Source organism: Paraburkholderia bannensis NBRC 103871 (assembly GCF_000685015.1).
GTDB classification, from domain to species: Bacteria; Pseudomonadota; Gammaproteobacteria; order Burkholderiales; family Burkholderiaceae; genus Paraburkholderia; species Paraburkholderia bannensis.
Genome location: NZ_BAYA01000017.1, coordinates 156,565 through 179,180, shown reverse-complemented (window position 1 = coordinate 179,180; position 22,616 = coordinate 156,565). Strand labels below are relative to the sequence as shown.

Genomic DNA, 22,616 nt, shown 5'->3' with positions numbered 1-22,616 from the left:
GCCAGATCTTCGAGGGCCTTAAGAGCCTTGCGCGACGGGACTTTTCGTCATGCAATCGGCTGATATTGCGGGCGTTTCGTGTGCGATTCGCTGCCTATCGAAGACGCCATCCCCATCACCTCCACGTTTACCCTCGATGTCGCGGTGCCGTGCGTTTTTTGTATCGTCGAACCCAATGCAAAGGGCATGGTTCACGGAGACAACGCATGTTCAAGTGGTACACCGAGCTGACGAAGCCGGAGAAACGCACGTACTGGGCCTGTTTCAGCGGCTGGGGCCTCGACGCGATGGACACGCAGATGTACGCGCTCGCGATTCCCACGCTGATCGCCCTGTGGGGCATGACGCGCGGCGAAGCCGGGCTGCTGGGCACGACCGTGCTCATCATGGCGTCGCTCGGCGGCTGGATCGCGGGCATCCTGGCGGATCGCTACGGGCGCGTGCGCATCCTGCAGATCACGATCCTGTGGTTCTCGGCGTTCACGCTGCTGTCCGCCTTCACGGATTCGTTCTGGCAACTGATGGTCACGCGCGGCCTGCAAGGGCTGGGCTTCGGCGGCGAATGGGCCGTGGGCGCGGTGCTCATCAGCGAAACCATCCGGCCGCAGGTGCGCGGCCGCGCGGTGGGCTCGCTCCAGGCGGGCTGGGCCGTGGGTTACGGCGTGGCCGTGCTGCTCTCGACACTCATTTTCAGCACGCTTGAACCGGCGCTGGCGTGGCGCGTCCTGTTCGCCATCGGCCTGTTGCCGACACTGCTGGTGCTGTGGATTCGCCGCTATATCGAAGAAGCGCCGGTGTTCGCGCAGACGCGCGCCCAGACCGCCGACGCCGACCGCCCGGGCATCTGGGCCGTGTTCGAGCGCCCGCTGCGCGCGACGACGCTCAAGGCGATCCTGCTCACGTTCGGCATCTACGGCGGCAACTACGTGATGATTACGTGGCTGCCCGCGTACCTGAAACTCGTGCTGCATCTGTCGATCACCAACGTCGGCGGCTATCTGGCGATCAACATTCTGGGCTCGTTCGCGGGCGCGTTCCTCAATGGCTGGATGGCCGATCGATTTGGACGCCGCCGCACGTTTATCGTGATCGCCTGTTTGCAGGCCGTGGCGGTGGCCGTCTACACGCTCACGCCGATTACCTTGCCGGTGACGCTCGTGCTCGGCTTCGTGCTGGGGACGCTGCAATCGGGTACGGCGGCAGGCACGGGCGCTTATCTCGCGGAACTGTTCCCGACGCGCATCCGGGCCTCGGCGCAAGGCTTGTGCGGCAACGCGGGACGGGCGGTGGGCGCCATCATGCCGACGCTGGTGGGCTTGCTGGGCGCCCGCGTCGAGCTGGGTGCGGCGATGGGGCTGTGCGCGTGTGCGTCGTACCTGCTGGTCGTGACGGCGGCGATGCTGCTGCCGGAAACGCGTGGCCGCGATCTATCGCACGTCGAAGGGGGCAGCGAAGTTGTCGCTTCGCCTGGATCGGCCGAAGCGTCCGAACCCGGTGAAACGACGATGCGCCGCGTGCCGGTTTCGGGCGATGTGCGCTGAGCGTCTGGCGTTGCTATTGGTATTGGGCGCGAAAGCAGGGGACTTTTCAGGCGACCGAAAGCATTGAACGCCGAGGCGCGGAACGCGTACAAACGGGCGTGGATTGCCGGGAAAAAAGCTGCTACTGTGCGACGCACAGTTTCCCGGCGATCTATGCCACACGCATATCCAAACCTCAGTTATGGACGAATTGCTTGAAGGGCTTTCCCAGAAAGTTGCTGCCGCCCAGAGCCTGGAAGGGCTCGTGCGGCCTCTGCTCGAAATGCTGGGGATTCTGACCGGCCTCGAATCGACTTATCTCACGTCGATCGACTTCAGCCGCGAAGTCCAGACGGTTCTCTACTCGCGCAACGAAGGGCGTGCGCAGATTCTGGAAGGCCTGCAGGTGCAGTGGTTCGACACCTTGTGCAAGCGCAGCCTGGAGAGCGGGCGGCGCGTGGTCAGCAACGTGAAAGAAATCTGGGGTGATTCACGCGCCGCCGCCGATCTGGAAATCTGTACCTACGCGAGCGCACCGGTCTGCGCGGAAAACGGCGCGGTGATCGGCACGATTTGCGGGATCAGCCGCGAGAGCGTGGAGATCAGTTCACGGGCACGCAGCGCGCTGAATGTGTTCGCCAAGCTGATATCGGAGCATATCGAGCGCGAACGGCTCATCGAGCAGCTCACGCTGGCTAACGAACATCTCGCGCGACGCGCGCTTATCGACGACCTGACCGGCTTGCCGAACCGCCGGGCGATGCAGGAGGAGCTTGGGCGACTGCTGGCGAAATCGTCAGCGGACGGGTCGTATGTTGGGGTTTGCATCGTCGATCTGGAAGGTTTCAAGGAACTGAACGATCAACGCGGGCATGGCGTGGGCGACCAGTTTTTGCAGGCTTGCGCCGAGCGCTTGCAGGGTGCTGCTTCGGAGGATGGGCAGCTTGCGTACATCGGCGCTGGACGGTTTGCGTTTGCTGGATCGGTGTCGGCGGATTTTGCAAAGGCTTCGGTGCAGGCTGAGCAGATTGCAGGCCGGCTGTCCGCGGCTACGGTTGGCGATTATGTTCTGGCGAGCGTCAGTTTGAATTACTCCGGCGCGCAGGCTGGTGGTGTGGCGGTTCGCTTTCTTACGGTTGCTCAGGCGCTGGAGCTTGCGGATCAGCAGATGTATCGCGTCAAGCGCGCACGGCATGCTGTGAGGGCTGGGAAAAGTGTGTGGGGGTTTGAGTGAGTGGGATTGCGTGAAAGTAGGAACTCAGTTTCCGTTAGCCAATCTTATTTAACATAAGATAAAAACTAATCTTTCGGAAAAGCTAATTTAGCTGGCGTTACACCTGTGGGAGCCAAGCCCCACAAGCATTAGCGGGTAGCGCCAGCAGACGAAAACCCTTGGAAAAAATTTCCAGGGCGTGCATCCAAACGCCTCGCGTTTCGGCATCTTTCGCGCTCTCAACGCGCGCAGAAGCGATCACTTCTAGCGGATCAATTCCGAGAATCTCTGCGACGCGAATGCAGGTCTTTTCATCGAACACCGACCGGCCCGTTCGATAGCCGCTGATCGTGGAGCGGGTCACACCGAGCGCTTTCGCGGCCGCGTAGTCAGACTGCAAGTCAAGCCGCGCCTTCGCGGCATCGAGCCATTCAATCGTGGTTCTCATTTAAAAACCCCTTACAAATCAAATTCAACCTTGGCGTCAAGGTTAGTCGAACGCTCGACCTGCTGCAACGTTGTTCAAACTTGAACGTACGAGTCATCTTGACTAGTACGAGGAAGATCAACTATTCTCCGTCCGTCGCCCTTGCACCTGGCCCTCAACCCCGCCAGTGCTGGATTTGCTACCCGGCCGCAGGGGCGATGTTTCGCAGAATTCATCGCTCTTGGGGTTGAGTAGGGGGTCGGAAAATGCAGGTTTCACAGCAACAATCGGTTACAGCTCTCACGGGTTCGCAACGATTCGCGGTCAATAAGGGTTCGATCGCTGCAATTCGCGCCCGTCGCAACTGCTCTCTGAAAACCGTCGTGCCGGTTCATCCGGCGGCACTCGGCGGGTTCACCATCGAAGGCCCGTTCTATCGTCGACCGTCGCGCGTAGCTCGTGCGCTCGACCGTTTTTTCTACTGGCTTGGCGCGTAATCGCTATGCGCAAGGCAACCGCTTTCGAAGAAATCGCGGGGCGCATTGAAGACGGCGATATCGGCTATGCAGGCGATTCGCACCTGTCTTTCAAGCCGCAGCCCGCGCCAAGCGTCGCGCATATCCGCGCCACGGCGCGCGGCGATGCAGAGCTGTCCCGCATCAAATCCATTCTCACCACGGCCAAAACAGCGCGCGGCGTGGAGCAAAGCACGACGCCGCGCCGCGTGAACGTGACGCCTGATGCGTATTGGGCTGCAATCTCCCGCACCGTGCGGGGCTTTGCGTAATGCTCGGCGCAAACGACGTATGGGCCGCAGGCCTCGTCGCGCCGTTCCCGCGTCGCTGGCAGGCCAACCTGATGCGCGAGTGGGATCGCCGCCGCGCGTCCTTCAATTCGAAGAAGGTCACCGCGCAGAATGACGCGCAGCGCGCGGCGAACGTCGCTTTGCGCGAGACAGTCGCGACGCTCGCCGGCCATGCAGTGAGTGACGAGCTGTCGCTCGATGCGCAGGATCACGACGTAATCGCATACGCGCAGGAATGCGCGGAACAGGCGCGCCTGCGCCTGCTTTCGCTTGCTGCGTGGCAGGAAGCAGGGCGATGCGGCACGCAGGCGGCCGGCATTACGGCGCTGGAACTGGCACCGCTTGAGACGCAGGAAGCGCGCACGATGCTCGCCCATTTCTGCGAGTCGCGCAGCGTGAAGCCGGCAACGGGCCGGATTTCAGACGAAGGCGCTGTGCGCCGCATGATCGCGCCGAAGTGGTGGACGATGCGCCTGCGCCGAGCGCACGCGCGGGCGGTTGAATCGGCCGCAATCGACTTCGGCCTCGTGAACCGCACGCGCGACGTGTACGTGTCGAATGAAGGCCTCACTGCGCGTCGCGCGCAGAACGACCGCAATGCGCAAATGCTTGAAAGCACGATCGCGCGCAACCTCGACACCGACCAGGAATTCACGCTTGCCGAGCTGTCAGCGAAAGGCCCGGCAAACAAGGCCGTTCGCCGCGCGGAGCTGATGACGCGTATCGCCGGCTTCGAACGCATTGCGATTGCCTCTGCGCATACCGGCCTGTTCCTGACGCTCACATGCCCTTCGAAAATGCACGCCTTCAAGATGTCAGGCGCCCGTGCGATCCGAAACAAGCGTTACGACGGGACGAAACCCGACGAAGCGCAAGTCTATCTGCGCGGCGTGTGGGCGCGTATTCGCGCCTCACTCGCGCGCCGTGGCATCACGCTCTATGGCTTCCGCATTGCCGAGCCGCAACACGACGGTACGCCGCACTGGCACCTGCTCGTGTTCTACCAGCCGGCACACGATGAAATCGTTGAATCGACCGTGCGTCGCTACGCGCTCGAAATGGACGGCGACGAAGCCGGTGCGCAGGAGAAGCGTTGCGATTTCAAGCGCATGGATGCAACGAAAGGCACGGCCGCAGCCTATATCGCGAAGTACGTCGCCAAGAACATCGACGGCTACAAGCTCGACAAAGACCTGATCGGAAACGACGCGCTCGAAACGTCTGCGCGCGTCGAAGCGTGGGCGTCCCGCTGGCGCATTCGCCAGTTTCAGCAGCTTGGCGGGCCGCCGGTGACGATCTGGCGCGAGCTGCGCCGCGTCGAATCAGTTCCGGCCGACGCGCCCGCGCATGTGCGCGCGGCACACAACGCAGTGAACCGCGTCGCCAAACTGGAAGGGCGCGAAAACGCGTCAGTGGCCTGGGATCACTACGTCAACGCGCAGGGCGGCGTGCATTGCGGCCGCGACTACCGCGTGCGCCTGGCCAAGTTTCGGGATGGCTCGCGAACGGCCTACGGCGAAGAGTCGGCCGCAAAGCCGGTCGGCATCGAGTATTTCGAAATCGCCAAGGTGCGCGACGCGATCGGCAACTGGATCGACGTTTTGCCGCGCACCGTGACTGTCGATTCGAAGCGATATCAGTGGGAAGTCGTGCGCGCGGGATCGCGCACGCAGGCTGTGGGTTTGGAGCGCGCGCAGCGCGCGCCTTGGACTCGTGTGAATAACTGTACGCGACCGGCCGCAGAGCCGGGCTTTCAACACCACACGGCCGCACCGTTCGATGACGAATTCGACGGCGCGGCCATGAGTTTCGCCGGGGGCGGCGCAATTCGTACTGACCGGAGACCGGAATGACGACCATGAAAATCGAATGTCCTTGCTGCGATGGCGAAATCCACGCTCGGCATACGGAAGGGCTGTCCGACACCATGCGGCGCATGTATTTCGTCTGCGAGGACTGCGGCTATCGCACGCCGGCTGGCTTCGAAATCCTCTTTTCTCTGTCGGCGTCCGCGAAGCCACGCGCCGACGTGGCGCTCGAAGTCAGGCCATCGACGCGCCTTCGCGGCGGCTTTAACGCGCGCACCACGCTCGCGCTCGCGAGGGCGACATGCTGAGGTTCACCATCAAATGCCCGCATTGCCAGTCGCATGGGATCGCACGCGGTATCGAGAAGGTATCGCCAACGTCGTGGCTGCTCGATTTTCAGTGTGATGACGTTACTTGCGGGCACTCATACCGGACGCGAATCGACATGTTTCCGCCGGAAACACCGATTCCGCGCCGCGCAAGGCGCGAAACGGCTTCGCTGCAATTCAACGAATAGCGCGCTGCACAAAGCTTTCTGGCCGATATCGCGTTGATATCGGCCCAATGTCTCATTCTGCTCGGGGGAGCGTATGACAACGAAAACAGTAGTGGTGGGCAGCTCGAAGGGGGGCACGGGGAAATCGACGACCTCTCTCCAGTTCTCAATCGGACTGGCACGCGAAGGCGCGCGCGTGTGGCACGTCGACGGCGATCGCCAGCAAACCAGCGTAACGGCGATTACGCTGCGCGCCGAGAGCGGGCGGCCTGCAATTGCGGCCTCGGCCTATGCCGATGGACGCACGCTGCGCACCCAGGTGCTCCAGCAGCGTGACGCCTATGACTTCGTGGTGATCGACGCCGGCGGCCGCGATTCGAGCGCGCTGCGGGCTGCTCTAACGGTCTGCGATGCCGTCGCGATTCCATGCCTGCCGCGCACGTTCGACGTGTGGGCCATGCACGACATGATGCAGCTCATCGACGAGGCGCGAGCCGTCCGCGAGCTAACTGCCTATGCCTTCCTGAATGCCGCCGATGCCGGCGGCCCAGACAATCGCGACGCGGCCGCCGCGCTCGCTGACTTCTCGCAAGTTGAGCTGCTTCCTTTCCGCCTGGGGCGACGCAAGGCGTTTGCGAATGCCTGTGGTGCCGGCCTGCATGTCGAAGAAATGGCCCGCCGAGACCTGATCGCATGTGCGGAAATGGATCGTCTGACGGCGGCGATTTTCGGCGTTTAAGGGCATATCAATTTGCCATCGAAACGATATCGAACAGATGGCAAGTTGATATCAAACTGATATCAACCTGGGGGAAAGTATGGCAATCACGAAACGGCCCGGTGCCTCGAAACAGGCGAGCGACGCAGAGAAATTCATCGCTGGCGCGCCTGACGCCGCGCACGCGCCGGCCGCGTCACCAGCCCGCCGGCGGAAAGAGGTGATAAGCCCGAGCATCGACGTGGATCTGTTAAAGCGATTCGACGTGCGCGCCGCCCAGCTTGGTCTATCCCGTGCTGCTGCAATCAACCTCGCGATGGCGAGGTTCATCGCCTCGGAGTGAGTCAACTGCCCGCGTCATGCGGGCATGCCGACATTTGTCTGATGTTTACGTTACGATTCGCTTCCAAATCTTTCTGCGCATTACAAGGTGCCAGATCAAACAAGAATCGTGACGTTAGACCGGGGTTAGATGATCGTGAAAGAGGGGCGACACTTGGATTTGGGTTGCGGGATGCAACCTCGCAATCCGTACGGGTTTACGGGGCTGGCCGGCATCGACGTGCACGGCGGCTTTATGGACGAAAGCCCGTTCGAATACCGAAGGGCAAATCTCGCGCTGGAGTCGATTCCGTTTGAAGCGGATTCATTCGACTCCGTTTCGGCATTCGATTTCATTGAACACGTTCCGCGCCAGCTCGCGGTTGACGGGCAGATTCGTTTGCCGTTTGTGGAGCTGATGAATGAGGTTCATCGCGTACTGAAGCCGGGTGGCAAGTTCTATGCGATGACGCCAGCTTTCCCGTCTCCGAAAGCGCTCGTCGATCCGACGCATGTGAACATCATCACTGACGAGACGCACCAATACTTTTGCGGCGCCACTGCGTACGGTCGAAACTACGGCTTTCGCGGGGACTTTAAACCACTGCGCATTGAGTGGGTTGCGGAGAAGAACGCACACATCGCCGACCGTTCATTCCGAAAGACCATGCGGAATCTGCACCGCCGTTTTCTAAAAGGTGGCCTTTCTCATCTTCTGTGGGAACTGGAAGCAGTCAAGTAGCAGGCAAGAGGCGAAGAAACGGGGCCGCCGCGTGAGGACACGCAGCGGCCCCGTTTCATCTTCCACGCCCTGAGAACAATACACAGCGTAACCGCGCCAGGCTAAAGTGCTGCCAAAGACCACGGGGAACCAACAATGAAATTAGACCAATGGCAAGCGCCGCTCTTTGCACTGTTCGTAGTGATCTGCGGCGCTGCGTTCTTCCACTGGCCCATAGAGCATTCGTCCGATGTCGCCGCATGGGTTCAAGCAGTCGGCTCTGTCGGGGCCATCATCATCGCTGTCTGGGTTTTTCACCGTCAGTATCTCGACGCTGAACGACGCAGCCAGGACGAAGTTCACGCATTCGTTCAGGCTATCCGAGAGGAAGTTAGCGCCGTTTGGGAGGGGTACAGCACTGGCGCGCGGAACAGGTTATTGGCCGTGCAAGAGAACCAATTTTTCAATGCTCTGTTTCCGGTTACCACGGAGGCATTCACGGTCTACAACCGAACTTCTTCGCAAGTCGGAAAGGTTGACGATGAGGAGCTTCGCCGCCTAATTATCGTTACCTACGCCAAGGCCAAAGGCCTGATTTATTCCTTTCAATTGAACAATCACCTCGTAACGGATTTGATAAATTTCGAGGCGAGCTACCATGGCCAAGATCGAGAGATTCGCTTTCAACATAAGGTGAATGAACTAGTTCGATATGCCGGTGAGTTGAAGAACCGCGATACGCTTGTTCATGAATCTCTCAATGCGCTGTTGCATCGGGCCGATGAATGGCTACGGGCGAATCGAACGCACAGATAAGACCGCAGGGGGCAATATCGACGCCCATTTCGACATATGCTATCTCGCAAAAGAGCCGCCCACATGGATACACGAGGCGGCGTTTTTCTTTTGCAAACGCGATATCAGGCGTGAGCTGCGCGCTCCAACACTTCGCGCGCCGCGCGGCCCAACACTTCCTCTGACCACTGATTCACGCTCTCGCCCAACACCGCAGCAGCGATGCCGACGCGTGCATGAATGTCGGGGTCAATGCGGAGCATCAGCTTGCCCGAAGCCGGCTTCTGCGGCTTGCGACCGCTTTCCTCGCAGTCAGAAAGGTAGTGATCGACGGCCGCATGAAAATCGGTCATCAGTTCGTCGACGGTCGAACCGTGGAAACTGATCTTGTCGTCAACGCCGAGCACATGCCCGACGAAAATGTTGTCGCGCCCGTCGAAGTCAATGCGGGCGAAATATCCCTTGTAGGTCATGGCGTTGCTCATGGCTTGATTCCCATATCGTTGAACCAGTCGCGCATGTCTTCGACCTGATAGCGCTTTGCTTCCTTGCCCGGATGCGGACGATGAAGGTAGCGGCGCTGGCCGTTCAGCTCGAAGGCGATGCGCGACCCGGCGCCTTCGTGGATTTCGCCGCCCAGGGCGACGACGAGCGATTCGATATCCGAAAACACGATGCCTCCCAAAGTCGGTTTCGTGTAGATCGCGGCGAGGGTGCGGGCGTGTTTCGTTTTCATGCAAGAATGATAGCAAAAAGTGCTATCAACGTGCAATCAAAAAATGATATCACCTAGCCGATTCTAGGCTTTTTTCTTCCTCTCGGCCTCACGTCTCGCAACCATTCCGTCGACGATCGCACGCTGCCTCGGCGTCGGCGGGTCGGTCAAGCAAGGCTCGGCGGCAAGCTCGCGCTCGAAACATTCCCAAACCGAATAGGGCACTCCACCGTGATGCTCGCCAATGAAGTGCCGCACCTGATTGGCGCGCCTGATCGTCGAGCGCAGCCGGTGAATCTCCCAAAGCAGTTCAAGCACGAGCGGTGTCGGGCTTTCGTCCCAAATTTCGGCAAGGCGAGAGGCGGGTAGAGGTGGCCGGTGAGGCATGCTAGATTCAGAAAACACTGTATGGATATACAGTATAACTACCGTTGGTGAAACCAGTAAAGCTGGATGCGAACCGATAGGAGGCGCTAGGAGCCGATGCGCCGTGCGATATGGGCGCACGACCTCTGACCGCTGGCAGGCGCGTGGCGAGCCGGGGAAGCGACGAGGCGGGGCGTTTGAGCGTGACTTTCGCAGTTTCGGACGGGATAGGGCGCGATCACCCCACCCTGAACGCCAAAAAACGCAGTCCCCCTCCCCGCCTGCGGTCTTCTAAACACGCGAGATCTGTTGCGGCAACGAATCGTTGATGACGGCCGTGGGTGCTATTGCGAAAAGTCCTCTGACCATCGTGTCGGTTAACGCAATTTGATGCAAAATTCAGACGATTGCACTGATCTTGTTAGCGCTATAAAAAATGATCATCAGTAGTTAACGTTAATCAATCGCCATGGGGAAGCGACAATGATTCAATTAGCATCAACCGACTACGTAATGGTCGGAGCGACATTGCTCGGGCCAGTTCTTGCCGTTCAAGCGCAGAAGTGGGTGGAAAGGGCGCGCGAAGCCACAAACCGTCGGCAAACCGTCTTCACCGTTTTGATGGCAACGCGGCAGACTCGCGTATCCGTCGATCATGTGCGTGCCTTGAATTCGATCGACTTAGCGTTCTACGGGCGGCGGATACTCGGAGTTCCCTTGCGTAGCGCAAAGCTACAGGCAGTGCTCGATGCTTGGCACAATTACCACGCTCATCTTTCAGTGCCGCTCGAACAGCGCCCCAAAACGGACAATGAACAAAAAGTTTGGAATGGGAAAGGCGACGAATTATTTACAAGCTTGCTAGAGCGCATGGCGATCGCGACAAACTACAAGTTTGAACGGCAGCAACTTAAGTCTGGCAGTTACTCCCCAGAAGCGCATGGAACAGTCGAACTTGAACAGAACATGCTTCGGCGCTTGTCGCTTGAACTATTAGCCGGTGATCGAAGCTTGCCGTTAGATGTTCGTGCCATCCACTTCCCAGCGGATGCCGCGGCGCAACAGAGGGACTTACAAGAACGGTTAATTTCGAATCAGGCAGAGCTATCAACCAGATTAACCGAAATCTTGGATCGTCTTGTGCCAGCCAACAACAACAGTACAGCGCGACTCCATCGAAATAATGAAATTGGGTGACGCGGGTTAATCGAACACCATCCTACATTTCCTTAAATTTTACAGCAATGAAATACATAGATTTCGATACAAACTATAATTCGACGGTCGATGTTAGTCACAAGGATCTTGGGGAGTTAGGTAAGGCAAATTTAGATTTTGGCCCATCAAAACTCATATCTTTGAAATTCGGGTTTAATGTAACAAAAAAACTCGTTGATGGCGGAAAATGCGACAAGATAATTGCTCGCGCGGATGATAATTTAATATTTACACTTTTTGACTGCGAGTTTTCATCCAATGCAATATATGCAAAATTTATTGTTTTGGGCGAAACGGACAATGAGTTCGATTGCGCAGAAATTGAGTTTTCAGATATCTCAAGCTGGTATTTCCAAAATAGATTTATAAAAGGGGAACCAGGAAAAAATCTCAACTGGTTGCATCATCCTGATTCTGTTCGCGCAGACGTAAAACATGATGCACTGGAGTTTTCTATTGAAATTGAACCTCGAACTGAAACAGAGGAAACGGAAAACGGTGTCTTACTCAAGGAATCAACACGTTTTGTGATTGAAAAAAAACTCGAATATCTGAAAATAGGCGATATTTTTGATATTGCTTTCGGTGTGGGCGTGCTTTTCACAATTTTACTTGCGCACCCAATTTCGTTGAAAAATGTATACGTACGAAATAAGCAACGTCAGACTCGTTCTGTATTTTTCCAATATTACTCAAAACCCGAGGTTGTAGACTCGAAGTCAAAAAAATTCGGGTTGAATTACTTCATAAAACCTGATTTATTGATTGGGAAATGGCAAACGGTAGTTCAGCGATATTTCTCGTCCGCGCTGAAAGATCCAGGCTGGGTGCGTCTGGCAGCAATGAAACGATATCGAGATTTCTGGGAATATAAGGTTCTTGCGTACATGACATTGCTTGACTCCTATGTCGACCTTCACTCCTCCGATTTAAAGAAGTCAATTAAAACAACTACCAAAAAAATTCAACGTTTCACGCGAGATGTTAAGCGAATTTCCGGAATTCCGTCGAGCAAGCAAACTAAATTGATTGAACTCGCAACCGCCATTTTTGGGACGGACGATAAAAACTTTAAGGATAAATTCAATCACGTAACATCCAAAATGAATGCGGATATTCTTAAAATAATAGACATCGATGAAGATGACTTTCTTATTTTGAAGAAATTTCGAGATGCAATGGCGCACGGGAACTCGATAGATCATGAAAAAACTGTGGAAGACGAAATTCCCGCCCTCACGGAAAAGATCGCGTTGCTCTTAACGTATTTTGCATTTTATGATTTTGGTTTCGATGAAAAAGATTTCATTTCTTGCGTCGATCGTACGCATTGCAATTTAGTTTGGAGTGCAAAAATAAATCGGACGCATCTAGAGCGCGTAACTGGAGCGGCTAAATTCATCTCTTTAGGAAAGGAGAATTTCGATAAAATTCGAAATGAGGCGAAGCCAAAAATGAAGATGTTTGCCTGTTTTGATATCGAAAAAGATGGAGCGATTAAATATCTTTCCGACTTTACTGAAAAATATCAAGAAAATCTTTTCAAAGAAAAGAAGCAATCCTCCGAAAGTCAAGACTTGGCCAAATTTTTCGATGTTACTGACAGAACAGTCAAAATGATTTCGAGAATGTATATTGAGAGTGGGAGCGAGATAATTGATTTTATAAATCCCATTCTGTTCGAGGCCCACACCTCATCTGACTGATTCGGATATAAAGTGGGTCGAGTTACATTAACTCAGCCTTCCGCATTGATGCTGGCGAGCCTAGTATTTGGAGCGCCAGCACTCCATTGCCGACGGGCGGGTGTTAAGACAAAGGATCAATACTGTATGGCATGAATTTCACGACTTCATCACCAACCCATTCGTTAAACGCTAGAAATTGTGACTGTAGCGGCGTGATCTCATTGCGCCCGAATACCTTCGCCGCCGTATCGGCCGCACCGAAGCCACCCGTATTGCTCGGCACGATGCCGAGCAATTGGGGCGGCACACGATGCGCCGCGAGCAGGTCGTCGCGCGTGATGTTCTTGATGTTGAAAAACTCGTCCTTCGCCGCGACCTCGGAAACCGGGATAAGCTGAAGCCCGTCCTTTTTGCCGTTCGGAGCGTAGTAGAACAGGTTCCGGAAGTTACCCGGCCCCTTGGCGCTTTTGAGGGCGTCGCGCAGTGCGTCGACATCATCCTGACTTTGCGCGGCGTCCGTCAAATACAGGATGAAGCCCGCATGGCTGCCGTTCTCGTAGTAGCGCCGGCGGAAAAGCGTCGATGACTCGTTCAGCCAGGCAGCGTGCAGGGCACCCAGGTATTCGGGCATCCCGTAGACCTCCTGATTAACGTCGGGCTCAATCAGGTGATGGACAGTGCCAGCCTCGAATTCGTGCACCACTTTCCAGCCGTCGGTTTGCGCGTAGCTCACCATATCGACCCGGCGGCGCATGTACTTGCCGGGTGCCGCCTCAAATCGCAACGTGCCGCCAAGCCGGTTTTTCTGGCGCTCCATGTAGCCATTGCCGAACATCAGGAAGTCGAGCGCCCAACGCCGGAACGTATCGCGCGAGAGCAGTGGGTGCGGGATAAACGTCGACGCGAGCACGTTTCGCTTGAAGTAGAGCGCTGACGCGTGGTGTGTGCCCGCCCTGAACGACTTCGCGAGACCTGCAAGACTGATCGGCGGTTCATACCAGCCGTTGTAGCTCACCAGCTCGGCGTAATCGAGCAGCTCGGCGCGGTTCATGACCGGCATCGGATCGCCGAACGTGAACGCGCTGGCGCCCGCCGGGGCACTACTTGCGGTAAGTGGGGCTGCTACCTGTTCAGTCTGTGCGCGCTGCTGCGCGCGTCGGTTTCTCGCTTTCATGAGGAAATCTCCATAAATCCAGATGTGCGGGCCGCCATGCCTTCCAGCGGCTCGTTTGAAATTGCGTGCAGGACGGCCCAGGCAAGGTCGGCGTGGCCGACTTCTTCGCTCCGGCCAGCCTCGTAGGTGACATGCCGGCCGCTCGCGGTGACGGTCTTTTTGATCGCCATGAAAGCAGCGGCCATATCCGTCCAGCCAGCATCGAACTGAAGGCGCGCGCCGTTCACCACCGACAAGCCTTTGAGCACAAGACGGCCTTTGACCTCGGGCGAGTAGTTGAACGCCACGGCGGCCGGGTAGAACTGGCGCACGAGCTGATAGACGCCCTGGCCAATGCCGGTCGTGTCGATCGCCATGTAGGCGACGTTGTAGCGCTGCGTGATTTCCTTAATTCTCTCGGCCTGCGCCTCGAAATCCATGCCGCGAAATTGATGCTTTTCCAGCACGCGCAGCGGGCCACCGGGAACCACGGGCGGCGCGATGACGACGAGTGCCGCGGAGTCGCCCGTTAGCGCCGGGTCATAGCCGACCCACACTGAACGGAAACCAAACGGGCGAAGCATCAGCGGCTCAACGTCGTCCCACACCTCCCACGAATCGACCATGCAGCGCTGTAGGTTCGCCAGCGTGAAAATCGACGCCGTGTCGTCGATAAACTGGCACATCAGCAGATTGGCGAAATCCTCTGGGCTGTACTTGCGCCGCAACTCCTCAAGGTCGAACAACGTGCAGCCGCCGCGCACGGCATCCTCAACCGTGACGATCTGGCGCCACTGGCCGTCCTCGCAAAGCCGACCGCGCGCAAGCGCTTCGTGCGTTATGTCGAAGTGAACGTGGTCGGCCTTCGCACGGCCGCGATTGATGTGCTCGCCGTTCCAGAACGTGTAGGCCTGATGCGCAAGGCTCGATGGCGTCGAAAAATACGTTTCGCGCCATTTCTTGTGCATCGCCATGCCAGAAGCGACTTTCTGAAGCTCCTTGAAACGGCCGATCCAGAAATATTCGTCGACGTACAGATTGCCGTGATAGCTCTGCGCCGTACGGGCATTCGTGCCGAGAAAATAAAGCGTCGCCTCGTTCGGTAAAACGATTGGATCGCCCGTCAAATCTACGTCGGCGGCCTCGCGCGCAAACTGCGCAATGTACTGCTTGAAAACGTGCGCCTGCGCCTTGCTCGCAGATAGAAAAATCTGGTTCCGGCCGGTTTGCAAGGCGTCGTCGAGCGCTTCGCGCGCGAAATAGAACGTCGCACCGATCTGCCGCGATTTAAGGATATTTCGTGTGCGTTGATGGCCGTTCCGATACCAGACTTTCTGGTAGTCAAACTGGCAATCAAGAAATGCCTCGTGCAAGCGTGCAACCTGCTCGTCGCTGAATTCGTTGCGCGTCTGCTTTTTCTTCGGCGCTGCGTTGCGCGCCTCAATGTTCGGGTTGAGATCCGATTCCTTGCCCGTTTCGCTGTACTTGCGCACGCGTGCGACGCGTTCGAGCTGGCGCATCAGCAGGTCGATTTCCTTGTAATCGCCTGGATCTTTCTTCTCTTTCGCGATCAACGCATTGACGCGCATTTCTGTCGTCAGCTCGATCGTGTCAATGGGCGACGTCTTATCCCAATTTTCGCGCTGCTTCCACGTCTCGACGGTCGAGCGGTTCAGGTTCAGATGACGCGCGATCGACGACACGCGCCACCCTTGCCAGTAGAGCGCGCGTGCAGCCTTTCGCGGGTCTGCGGTCGTAGTTGGGTTGTCCGTGATGTCGAGCATGGCAGAAGCGTACCCGCCCAACGCGCGCGCGCGCAGCAGTTCAATTTGTACCCGGCCGCGCCACGTTTTCAACTGATTGCCGTCGCCCGTCATCACCGGCAACATTCACTTACACGATTTACGAACCCAACACATAAGCCCCTTGTTCGGAGTGCAAACGATGCAAAAGCGAAGCCTGTCGATGCGAAAGCGCAACCTGTCTTTCATCGCTGCCGCCATCGGTTCGATCGCTGCGGTGTTCGCAGTCGACGCACATGCGGCGTCGAGCATGATTGCGACCGGCGCGCACAGTGCCGACGTGCTCGGCGTCGCTGGCTCCGCTGCGGCTGGCGTGCTCGGCGTTGGACAGATTGCGGCGGCGAGCGGTAACCACGCGATCACATCGAAAAAATTCCGCGTCGCAGTCGAAGGCGCGACGACGGACGGCCGTAGCATTGAGCGCGACTGGATTCAGCAGATGGCTGGCCAGTACGACCCTGAACTCTACGGCGCACGCGTCAACTGCGAGCACATTCGCGGCATGGCGCCCATGACGGGCGACGCGAATTCGAGTCCTTTCGGCGCCTATGGCGACGTGATCGGACTTTCGGCCGAGCAAATCGCTGACGGCCCGCTCAAGGGCAAGCTCGCACTGTTCGCGCAGGTGGCGCCGACGCAGGAGCTGATCGACCTATCGAACGCCCGCCAAAAGGTGTACACGTCGATCGAGATTAATCCCTCATTCGCGGACACCAAGCAGGCATATCTGATCGGTCTGGCAATCACCGACAGCCCCGCAAGTCTCGGCACCCAAATGCTGACCTTTGCCGCGACGCAGGGCGAAAACAATCCGCTCGCACACCGCAAGCAATCGCCCGGCAACCTGTTCACTGCCTGCGAAGAAACTACGCTCGAATTCGAAGCCACGACCCAGACGCCAATCGCCGCCGGCGCGGCACTCTTCAAGCGCGTGGGCGAAATCCTTGGCTTCGTGAAAGAGAAGGGCGCCAACGACGACAAGCGATTCAGCGACATGACGCAGGCCGTCGAAATGCTCGCTACCTTTTCCCGCGAGCAGGCCACGCGCGCCGACACCTTCGCCGACCAGCTCACGAAGCTGGAAGTCGAATTGAAGACCGAACGCGAGGCGCACACCGCGACGGCGAAGAAGCTCGCCGAGCTGACGCAGACGCTATCGACGCAACCGGCGGGCGCAGTGCGGCCGACTGCAACCGGCACGCACGACGGCCACAAGACCGACTGCTAAGCGAATCCCGTCCGCAACCCCTCAACGAATCGGAGATTTACCCTTATGCGCAACGAAACCCGCGCGAAGTTCGACGCCTACCTTGGCGATATCGCGAAGCTCAACGGCGTGCCGAATGCCGCCGTGAAGTTCACGGTCGACCCGTCCGTGCAGCAAACGCTCGAAGGTCGCATTCAGGCGTCGAGCGAATTCCTGAAGCGCATCAACATGATCGGCGTCGACGCACAGGCCGGCCAGAAAATCGGCCTCGGTATCGGCGGCCCGATCGCCAGCACGACCGACACGAGCGCGAAAGATCGCACGCCCGTTGATCCGGCAACGCTCGACGACAGCGGCTATTTCTGCACGCAGACGAATTTCGACACGGCGCTGTCGTATGGCCGTCTCGACGCCTGGGCGCACAAGCCGGAATTCCAGACGCTGATTCGCGATGCGATCCTGACGCGTACCGCGCTCGATCGCATCTGCATCGGCTTCAACGGCACGAGCCGCGCTGCGACGTCCGACCGCACGAAAAACCCGCTCTTGCAGGACGTGAACAAGGGCTGGCTCCAGAAGTTCCGCGACAACGCGGGCGATCGTGTGCTGCACGAAGTCGTCAAGGATTCGGGCAAGGTCAAGATCGGCAAGGGCGCCGATTATGAAAATCTCGATGCGCTCGTGCTCGACGCGCTGCAACTGCTCGACGAGTGGTATCGCGACGATCCGTCCGTCGTCGTGGTGCTCGGCAGCGCGCTGCTGCACGACAAGTATTTCCCGATCGTGAGCAACGCCAACGTCGCGACCGAACAGGCTGCGCTCGATCTGGTTGTGAGTAGCAAGCGCATCGGCGGCAAGCAGGCTGTGAGCGCGCCGTTCATCCCGGCCGACAAGATGCTCATTACGCGCCTCGACAACCTGTCGATCTACTACCAGAACGGCGGCCGCCGTCGCTCGGTCATCGACAACCCGCGCCGCGATCAGGTGGAGAACTTCGAATCGAGCAACGAGGCGTACGTCGTCGAAGACTACGGTTGCGGCGCAGTGGTGGAAAACATCGAAATCGAGAAGGCAGCGGCCTGACCATGACCACACCCGCACGTCGACATCAGGCACGCGTGCGCGCCGAGCGCGCGGCCGCCTCCGCGGCCGCTGGCGAATCGCTCGCTGGCGCCAGTCATTACGAGCTGATGCTTGCGAAGCTGCTCACCGACATTCGTCGCTTGCACGAGATTCAGTCTGTTGCGCGCAAGATCGAAGTCAAGCGCGAAGTGCTGCCGGAGTACGCCGACTATGTGTCAGGCGCACTCAAGGGCGGGCGCGGCGCACAAGACGACGTTCTCACCACGGTCATGATCTGGCGCATCGACGCGGGCGAATTCACTGGCGCGCTCGAAATCGCGCGCTACGCGCTGCGGCATGGCCTCACGCTGCCCGCACGATACGAGCGATCGACGGCCGCTGCTGTCGCCGAAGAATTCGCCGACGCCGCGCTCACGGCGCTGCGCGATGGCGGTATGTTCGACGCCGACCAGCTAAACGAAGTGCGCGAGCTGACTGAGCGCACCGACATGCACGACCAGATTCGCGCGAAGCTGAACAAGGCGATCGGCCTCGCGTACATCGGCCGGCTAGACAGCGACGGTCTTGTCGGTCTTGATCTCGGTTACGCGCGATCGGCGCTGCACTACCTTCAAGCGGCGCTCCAGCTCGACGCGCGCGCCGGCGTGAAACAGAACATTACTCGGCTCGAAAAGATGCTGAGTGATGCGGTCGGCCACCAGGCCGCCCGCACGTAAAGAGCCCCCCCGGCAATGGCGGCACCGGCGTTCACTCCCAACACCTGACGGCAACGGGATTCGAACGCCGGTTCACCGCCACCTATTCCACGCCCTGACATGAGTAGCTTTCTCGCCACCGCTGAGCCGACGCAAGCGACTTCCGTAACGACCGCGAAGCTCACCAATGACGGATGGTTTCCGGATATTGGCCTTGTAGAGCTGCGCGAAGAAACGCGCCTTGACGGCACGGTAACGGACACGCGCCTGCGCTCGGCGGCGCTCGATGCAATGGCGAGCTGCAATGCAGAGCTGCAAACGTGGCAGGGCGGCCAGCTCGCGCGCGGCTATGCAGACCTTGCGAGTGTGCCCGCACCACAGCTCGGCGGCGTCAGTACGCATGTGCTGCGCTATCGCCGCGCCATCTACAACCATGTTCGCGCCGATCTGACGGAGCAATATCGCGGCCTCGACACCACAAAGACCGGCGGCCAGAAGGCTGAAGCGCTCGACGAAACGATTTGCGAGGCGCGGCGCAATGTCCGCATCGCGCTCGCGGACATTCGCGGGCTTAGGCATTCAACGATCGAGCTGATCTGATGAAAGTCATCGCGCAGCAGGGCGAAACCGTCGATGCGCTGTGCTGGCGTTACTACGGCCGCACCGATGGCACGGTTGAAGCAGTACTGGAAGCGAATAACGGCCTGGCCGATCACGGCCCCGTGCTGCCCCTCGGCCTCTCTGTTGAGATGCCCGACCTCGGCACCGTGCAGACCACCAAGCCGCTGATTCAACTGTTTGATTGACACAGGAGCCGCACGTATGGCCGAACCGAACACCACTAGCGCAGTCGTGATTTCCGCCGCGCTCGGCGCCGCCGGCGCCGTGCCAGGAATCGACGGTAACGCGCTGATCGGCGCATTCACGGGCGCTGCGCTCGTCGTTGTCACATCGAAGAACATCGGCATTTTCACGCGCTTTGCGTACCTGCTGATTTCGCTCGTGATGGGCTATCTCGCGGCCCCTGAAATCGTGCGCGAAACTCCGATCCAGTCGACCGGCCTCGCTGCGTTCTTCGCGGCCTCGCTCGTGATTACCGTCACGCTGCAACTGATCGAGCGCGTGAAAAACACCGATCTGCTCGCTTTCCTCAAGAAAGGGGAGTGACCATGCACACGACCCTTGCCATCCTCGCGATCGCTGCGCAGCTCGCGGCCGTGCTGCGCCTGCTGACTTACCAGCGCAACGGCGCGCGCCATCGCCACCACGTTTCATGGGTCGCATGGCTGCTCGTCGTAACTCTCGGCTGCTCGTCGATCGAGCTGGCGATGCACGCGCAGCGCACCGGCCTTTTCGAAGCCGGCAAATCGTTCCTGCTGGCTTTTTTCGTGTTCGCTACGCGCGGCAATGTCGCGCGTCTGCTTCGGAGTGAACCCCAATGAAAACTCACCGCCTCGGCGATCGCGGCAACGATATCGGCGTGTTTCAAACGCGCCTGAAACGCGCCGGCTACACCGTCGACGTGACGAACGCATTCGACGCCGCGACCGAAGCGGCCGTGATGGCGCTCCAGACGAAAACCGGCCTCGTCGTCGACGGCATCGCCGGCCCGAAAACGTACTCTGCGCTGATGACGGGCCGCCGCGATCCGAAGCACCTCGCCGACGCCGACCTCGTGCGCGCGGCCGAAACGCTCGACGTGCCGCTCGCCAGCGTGCGCGCCGTGAACGAAGTCGAATCGCACGGCTCGGGCTATCTGCTCGACGGCCGCCCCGTGATCCTTTTCGAGCGCCATGTTTTCTATCGCCGCCTGAAGGCCATCGGCATCGACCCCGACCCGATCGCGCAGAAAACCCCGAACATCGTCTATCCGACCTATGGCGGGTATTCAGGCGGCGCGGCCGAATACACGCGCCTGGGCTCGGCCGAGCTGATCGACCCCACGGCCGCCTATGAATCGGCGAGCTGGGGCGCGTTTCAGGTGATGGGCGAAAACTGGAAGCGCCTTGGCTATTCAAGCATCGTCGATTTCGTGAGCCGGATGGAAAACAGCGAAGCCGACCAGCTCGACGCGTTTGTGCGCTACGTGGCGGCAGATAGCGCCCTCGTGGCGGCGCTCAAGGCCCGGAAGTGGGCGGCATTCGCCAAGGGCTACAACGGACCGGATTTCGCGCGCAACCTGTACGACGTGAAGCTCGCCCGCGCGTATGACAAATACGCACCTGCGAAGGCGGCCGCATGAACGCGATCGCCGCGAAGCTGATCGCCGGCGCAATCGCACTCGCGCTGCTCGTCGCCGGCGTGCTGTACGTTCGCGCGCTGCGCGCCGAGCTGGCCGACGCGAATCACCAGCTCGAAGGCGCGCGCGCCGATATCGAAGGGCGCGACAAGACAATCGACGGCCTGCGCGCGAATGCGCACGAGAAGGTCGACCAGCAAAAGCAACTCGACGCGTCGACGGACAAGGTATCGACCAAGCTCGCCGCCGCGCGTGAGGACATTCGAAAGGTCATTCATGAAAATCCGATCGTGCGCTCGTGGGCTGACACTGCTTTGCCTGACGACGTTGTGCGCCTGTCAAACACGCCCGCCGCAACCGGCGCCGACGCTTACCGTCCAGGAATGCCAAGTGATATCACGCTGCACGCTGCCGGCAATGGCGCCGACGACTAACGGCGAGCTGCACGACGCGTTCGAAAACGCCAAGGGCGCATGGGCTATGTGTGCGGCTAGGGTCGACATGATCGTCGACTGTCAGGCGAAGGCACAGGCGAAGATCGACGCCGAGACAGCAGCCGCGAAAGCCTTGCCATGAAAAAGCCCGCAAGCCTGCGCGCGGCGATCACCGCCGCGCTGCCCGAGCTGGCCACCGACCCCGACAAGCTCAGCGTGCATATCGACGCGGGCGTGATTGAGGCATCCGGCGGCCTGTCGGCATCGTTCGAATACCGGTACACCTGCAATGTGATCCTGCTCGATTTCGCGGGCGACGCCGATCTGCTTTTCATCGCCATCAATGAATGGGCTCGTCGCTATCAGGTGGATTTGCTCAACGATCCCGAAGCGCGCGCCAACGGCATTACGTTCGAAGTTGACATCCTCGCAAACGAACTCGCGGACGTGTCGATCAAGCTCCAGCTCACCGAATGCGTTGTCGTAGGCGTCGACGCAGACGGCGGACGCACGATCACCCACATCGACGATTCGTTCGAACCGCCGTACACGATCACGAACGTTGCCGAGCCGAATCCCGACCCCGAATCAATATTCGTGCGCAGCGAGCGCGATGGCATGGAGTCGCAGGTATGGCCGAAGTGAGCGACGATCTGCGCGCCGTAGAGCGCTGGGCGTCGACGCTGCTCGCGCAGCTCACGCCAGCCGGCCAGCGCAAGGCCTTGCTCGATGTGTCGCGCGATCTGCGCCGCAGCCAGCAATCACGCATCGCGGCACAGAAGAACCCGGACGGCTCGCGCTACAAGCCACGCAAACCGAAAACCCAGCGCGGCGCGAAGAACCTGCGCGGCAAGGCCGGCCGCATCAAGCGGCAAAAGATGTTCGCGAAGCTGCGCACGTCGCGATACATGCAGGTCGAAGCGACGGGCGAAGGCCTCGCGATCGGATTCGCCGGCCGCGTCGCGCGCATCGCTCGGATTCACCAGCTCGGCGAGCTGGCGCCCGTGGCACCGAAAGGGCCGATGGCGCTTTATCCTGCCCGCGTGCTGCTCGGATTTTCCGACGCCGATCGCGAACTGATACGTGATCGACTGTTGCATCACATCACAAAAGACCCCTGAAAGCAGGGGCTTTTTTGTATCCAGACGCGTCACACGCGCATCTACTCGCCTCGCGCGAGCGGCGTCGGCAA

General features: G+C 59.0%; 31 protein-coding genes. 25 read left to right on the top strand and 6 right to left on the bottom strand.

All coding sequences use genetic code 11. The features are described from left to right. Positions 1 to 206 precede the first annotated feature (206 nt). On the top strand, positions 207 to 1,541 hold the full coding sequence (locus tag BBA01S_RS25230) for an MFS transporter (RefSeq protein ID WP_027818869.1): 1,335 nt from the start codon (positions 207 to 209) through the stop codon (positions 1,539 to 1,541). Between the two features lie 181 nt (positions 1,542 to 1,722). Continuing rightward, positions 1,723 to 2,754, top strand: a complete 1,032-nt coding sequence (locus tag BBA01S_RS25225; RefSeq protein WP_027818868.1) for a GGDEF domain-containing protein — start codon at positions 1,723 to 1,725, stop codon at positions 2,752 to 2,754. A gap of 97 nt (positions 2,755 to 2,851) precedes the next feature. Here the strand turns inward: BBA01S_RS25225 and BBA01S_RS25220 are convergent, their stop codons facing one another. Beyond that, positions 2,852 to 3,181, bottom strand: coding sequence for a helix-turn-helix domain-containing protein (locus tag BBA01S_RS25220; protein WP_027818867.1), 330 nt, complete (start codon positions 3,179 to 3,181; stop codon positions 2,852 to 2,854). A 245-nt stretch (positions 3,182 to 3,426) separates the two neighbouring features. Between BBA01S_RS25220 and BBA01S_RS42720 the strand changes: the two genes are divergently transcribed. The 9 genes from BBA01S_RS42720 (at position 3,427) to BBA01S_RS25175 (ending at position 8,845) form a co-directional block, all read left to right on the top strand. After that, on the top strand, positions 3,427 to 3,657 hold the full coding sequence (locus tag BBA01S_RS42720; RefSeq protein WP_042297859.1) for a hypothetical protein: 231 nt from the start codon (positions 3,427 to 3,429) through the stop codon (positions 3,655 to 3,657). A gap of 5 nt (positions 3,658 to 3,662) precedes the next feature. Then, on the top strand, positions 3,663 to 3,947 hold the full coding sequence (locus BBA01S_RS25210) for a hypothetical protein (protein WP_027818866.1): 285 nt from the start codon (positions 3,663 to 3,665) through the stop codon (positions 3,945 to 3,947). Next, positions 3,947 to 5,818: a replication endonuclease gene (locus tag BBA01S_RS42715; protein ID WP_052391882.1), complete on the top strand. Its 1,872-nt coding sequence runs from the start codon at positions 3,947 to 3,949 to the stop codon at positions 5,816 to 5,818. Before BBA01S_RS25210 ends, BBA01S_RS42715 begins: the two co-directional genes overlap by 1 nt. Further along, positions 5,815 to 6,081, top strand: a complete 267-nt coding sequence (locus BBA01S_RS25200) for an ogr/Delta-like zinc finger family protein (RefSeq protein ID WP_027818865.1) — start codon at positions 5,815 to 5,817, stop codon at positions 6,079 to 6,081. The genes BBA01S_RS42715 and BBA01S_RS25200 overlap by 4 nt, the downstream gene beginning before the upstream one ends. Next, positions 6,075 to 6,290 carry an ogr/Delta-like zinc finger family protein gene (locus BBA01S_RS46095; RefSeq protein ID WP_245641580.1) on the top strand — a complete coding sequence of 72 codons (216 nt, stop codon included), beginning with the start codon at positions 6,075 to 6,077 and terminating at the stop codon, positions 6,288 to 6,290. The genes BBA01S_RS25200 and BBA01S_RS46095 overlap by 7 nt, the downstream gene beginning before the upstream one ends. A gap of 73 nt (positions 6,291 to 6,363) precedes the next feature. Continuing rightward, positions 6,364 to 7,008: an AAA family ATPase gene (locus tag BBA01S_RS25190; protein WP_042297858.1), complete on the top strand. Its 645-nt coding sequence runs from the start codon at positions 6,364 to 6,366 to the stop codon at positions 7,006 to 7,008. A 79-nt stretch (positions 7,009 to 7,087) separates the two neighbouring features. After that, entirely contained in the window at positions 7,088 to 7,330 is a 243-nt protein-coding gene (locus BBA01S_RS25185; protein ID WP_027818862.1) for a hypothetical protein, read from the top strand. 129 nt (positions 7,331 to 7,459) lie between these two features. Next, positions 7,460 to 8,050 carry a class I SAM-dependent methyltransferase gene (locus tag BBA01S_RS42710; protein WP_084162527.1) on the top strand — a complete coding sequence of 197 codons (591 nt, stop codon included), beginning with the start codon at positions 7,460 to 7,462 and terminating at the stop codon, positions 8,048 to 8,050. 135 nt (positions 8,051 to 8,185) lie between these two features. After that, the gene (locus BBA01S_RS25175; RefSeq protein ID WP_027818861.1) at positions 8,186 to 8,845 is read left to right on the top strand and encodes a hypothetical protein; all 660 of its coding nucleotides are present in this window, start codon (positions 8,186 to 8,188) and stop codon (positions 8,843 to 8,845) included. Between the two features lie 104 nt (positions 8,846 to 8,949). Here the strand turns inward: BBA01S_RS25175 and BBA01S_RS25170 are convergent, their stop codons facing one another. The 3 genes from BBA01S_RS25170 to BBA01S_RS25160 all read right to left on the bottom strand — a co-directional run bounded on the left by BBA01S_RS25170 (position 8,950) and on the right by BBA01S_RS25160 (position 9,857). Then, a complete protein-coding gene (locus tag BBA01S_RS25170) occupies positions 8,950 to 9,309 on the bottom strand; it encodes a type II toxin-antitoxin system HicB family antitoxin (RefSeq protein WP_027818860.1) in 360 nt (119 codons plus the stop codon). Then, entirely contained in the window at positions 9,306 to 9,560 is a 255-nt protein-coding gene (locus BBA01S_RS25165) for a type II toxin-antitoxin system HicA family toxin (protein ID WP_027818859.1), read from the bottom strand. Before BBA01S_RS25165 ends, BBA01S_RS25170 begins: the two co-directional genes overlap by 4 nt. Before the next feature lie 63 nt (positions 9,561 to 9,623). Beyond that, positions 9,624 to 9,857 carry a hypothetical protein gene (locus tag BBA01S_RS25160; RefSeq protein ID WP_027818858.1) on the bottom strand — a complete coding sequence of 78 codons (234 nt, stop codon included), beginning with the start codon at positions 9,855 to 9,857 and terminating at the stop codon, positions 9,624 to 9,626. Between the two features lie 531 nt (positions 9,858 to 10,388). Here BBA01S_RS25160 and BBA01S_RS47020 point away from each other — a divergent pair. Together BBA01S_RS47020 and BBA01S_RS47015 are read left to right on the top strand one after the other, a co-directional pair. Continuing rightward, positions 10,389 to 11,102 carry a DUF6680 family protein gene (locus BBA01S_RS47020; protein WP_156966071.1) on the top strand — a complete coding sequence of 238 codons (714 nt, stop codon included), beginning with the start codon at positions 10,389 to 10,391 and terminating at the stop codon, positions 11,100 to 11,102. A gap of 47 nt (positions 11,103 to 11,149) precedes the next feature. Then, positions 11,150 to 12,829: an ApeA N-terminal domain 1-containing protein gene (locus tag BBA01S_RS47015; RefSeq protein ID WP_156966070.1), complete on the top strand. Its 1,680-nt coding sequence runs from the start codon at positions 11,150 to 11,152 to the stop codon at positions 12,827 to 12,829. A gap of 103 nt (positions 12,830 to 12,932) precedes the next feature. Here the strand turns inward: BBA01S_RS47015 and BBA01S_RS25150 are convergent, their stop codons facing one another. Together BBA01S_RS25150 and BBA01S_RS25145 are read right to left on the bottom strand one after the other, a co-directional pair. After that, on the bottom strand, positions 12,933 to 13,985 hold the full coding sequence (locus tag BBA01S_RS25150; protein WP_027818856.1) for a phage portal protein: 1,053 nt from the start codon (positions 13,983 to 13,985) through the stop codon (positions 12,933 to 12,935). Next, on the bottom strand, positions 13,982 to 15,748 hold the full coding sequence (locus BBA01S_RS25145; protein ID WP_027818855.1) for a terminase ATPase subunit family protein: 1,767 nt from the start codon (positions 15,746 to 15,748) through the stop codon (positions 13,982 to 13,984). Before BBA01S_RS25145 ends, BBA01S_RS25150 begins: the two co-directional genes overlap by 4 nt. 160 nt (positions 15,749 to 15,908) lie before the next feature. On the opposite strand from BBA01S_RS25145, the gene BBA01S_RS25140 reads away from it, so the two are divergent. From BBA01S_RS25140 to BBA01S_RS25085, 12 genes are all read left to right on the top strand, one after another. Further along, positions 15,909 to 16,994, top strand: coding sequence for a GPO family capsid scaffolding protein (locus BBA01S_RS25140; RefSeq protein ID WP_245641579.1), 1,086 nt, complete (start codon positions 15,909 to 15,911; stop codon positions 16,992 to 16,994). A 45-nt stretch (positions 16,995 to 17,039) separates the two neighbouring features. After that, complete coding sequence (locus BBA01S_RS25135) at positions 17,040 to 18,056, top strand: phage major capsid protein, P2 family (protein ID WP_027818853.1); 1,017 nt, start codon at positions 17,040 to 17,042, stop codon at positions 18,054 to 18,056. Next, positions 18,053 to 18,772: a phage terminase small subunit gene (gene gpM, locus BBA01S_RS25130; protein ID WP_027818852.1), complete on the top strand. Its 720-nt coding sequence runs from the start codon at positions 18,053 to 18,055 to the stop codon at positions 18,770 to 18,772. The genes BBA01S_RS25135 and gpM overlap by 4 nt, the downstream gene beginning before the upstream one ends. Positions 18,773 to 18,871: 99 nt before the next feature. Further along, entirely contained in the window at positions 18,872 to 19,351 is a 480-nt protein-coding gene (locus BBA01S_RS25125; RefSeq protein ID WP_027818851.1) for a head completion/stabilization protein, read from the top strand. Further along, positions 19,351 to 19,557 carry a tail protein X gene (locus BBA01S_RS25120; RefSeq protein ID WP_027818850.1) on the top strand — a complete coding sequence of 69 codons (207 nt, stop codon included), beginning with the start codon at positions 19,351 to 19,353 and terminating at the stop codon, positions 19,555 to 19,557. Before BBA01S_RS25125 ends, BBA01S_RS25120 begins: the two co-directional genes overlap by 1 nt. A 16-nt stretch (positions 19,558 to 19,573) precedes the next feature. After that, positions 19,574 to 19,918 (top strand): putative holin, encoded by a 345-nt coding sequence (locus tag BBA01S_RS25115; RefSeq protein WP_027818849.1) that lies wholly within the window; start codon positions 19,574 to 19,576, stop codon positions 19,916 to 19,918. A 2-nt stretch (positions 19,919 to 19,920) separates the two neighbouring features. Then, positions 19,921 to 20,193, top strand: coding sequence for a phage holin family protein (locus BBA01S_RS25110; RefSeq protein ID WP_027818848.1), 273 nt, complete (start codon positions 19,921 to 19,923; stop codon positions 20,191 to 20,193). Continuing rightward, complete coding sequence (locus BBA01S_RS25105) at positions 20,190 to 20,993, top strand: N-acetylmuramidase domain-containing protein (RefSeq protein ID WP_027818847.1); 804 nt, start codon at positions 20,190 to 20,192, stop codon at positions 20,991 to 20,993. The genes BBA01S_RS25110 and BBA01S_RS25105 overlap by 4 nt, the downstream gene beginning before the upstream one ends. Next, positions 20,990 to 21,424: an Rz-like lysis system protein LysB gene (lysB, locus tag BBA01S_RS48165; protein ID WP_027818846.1), complete on the top strand. Its 435-nt coding sequence runs from the start codon at positions 20,990 to 20,992 to the stop codon at positions 21,422 to 21,424. Before BBA01S_RS25105 ends, lysB begins: the two co-directional genes overlap by 4 nt. Next, on the top strand, positions 21,318 to 21,566 hold the full coding sequence (lysC, locus tag BBA01S_RS47895) for an Rz1-like lysis system protein LysC (RefSeq protein ID WP_245641578.1): 249 nt from the start codon (positions 21,318 to 21,320) through the stop codon (positions 21,564 to 21,566). Before lysB ends, lysC begins: the two co-directional genes overlap by 107 nt. Then, a complete protein-coding gene (locus BBA01S_RS42705) occupies positions 21,563 to 22,069 on the top strand; it encodes a phage tail protein (protein ID WP_063750567.1) in 507 nt (168 codons plus the stop codon). Before lysC ends, BBA01S_RS42705 begins: the two co-directional genes overlap by 4 nt. After that, positions 22,066 to 22,545: a phage virion morphogenesis protein gene (locus BBA01S_RS25085; protein ID WP_027818844.1), complete on the top strand. Its 480-nt coding sequence runs from the start codon at positions 22,066 to 22,068 to the stop codon at positions 22,543 to 22,545. The genes BBA01S_RS42705 and BBA01S_RS25085 overlap by 4 nt, the downstream gene beginning before the upstream one ends. The last annotated feature ends 71 nt before the right edge of the window (positions 22,546 to 22,616 follow it).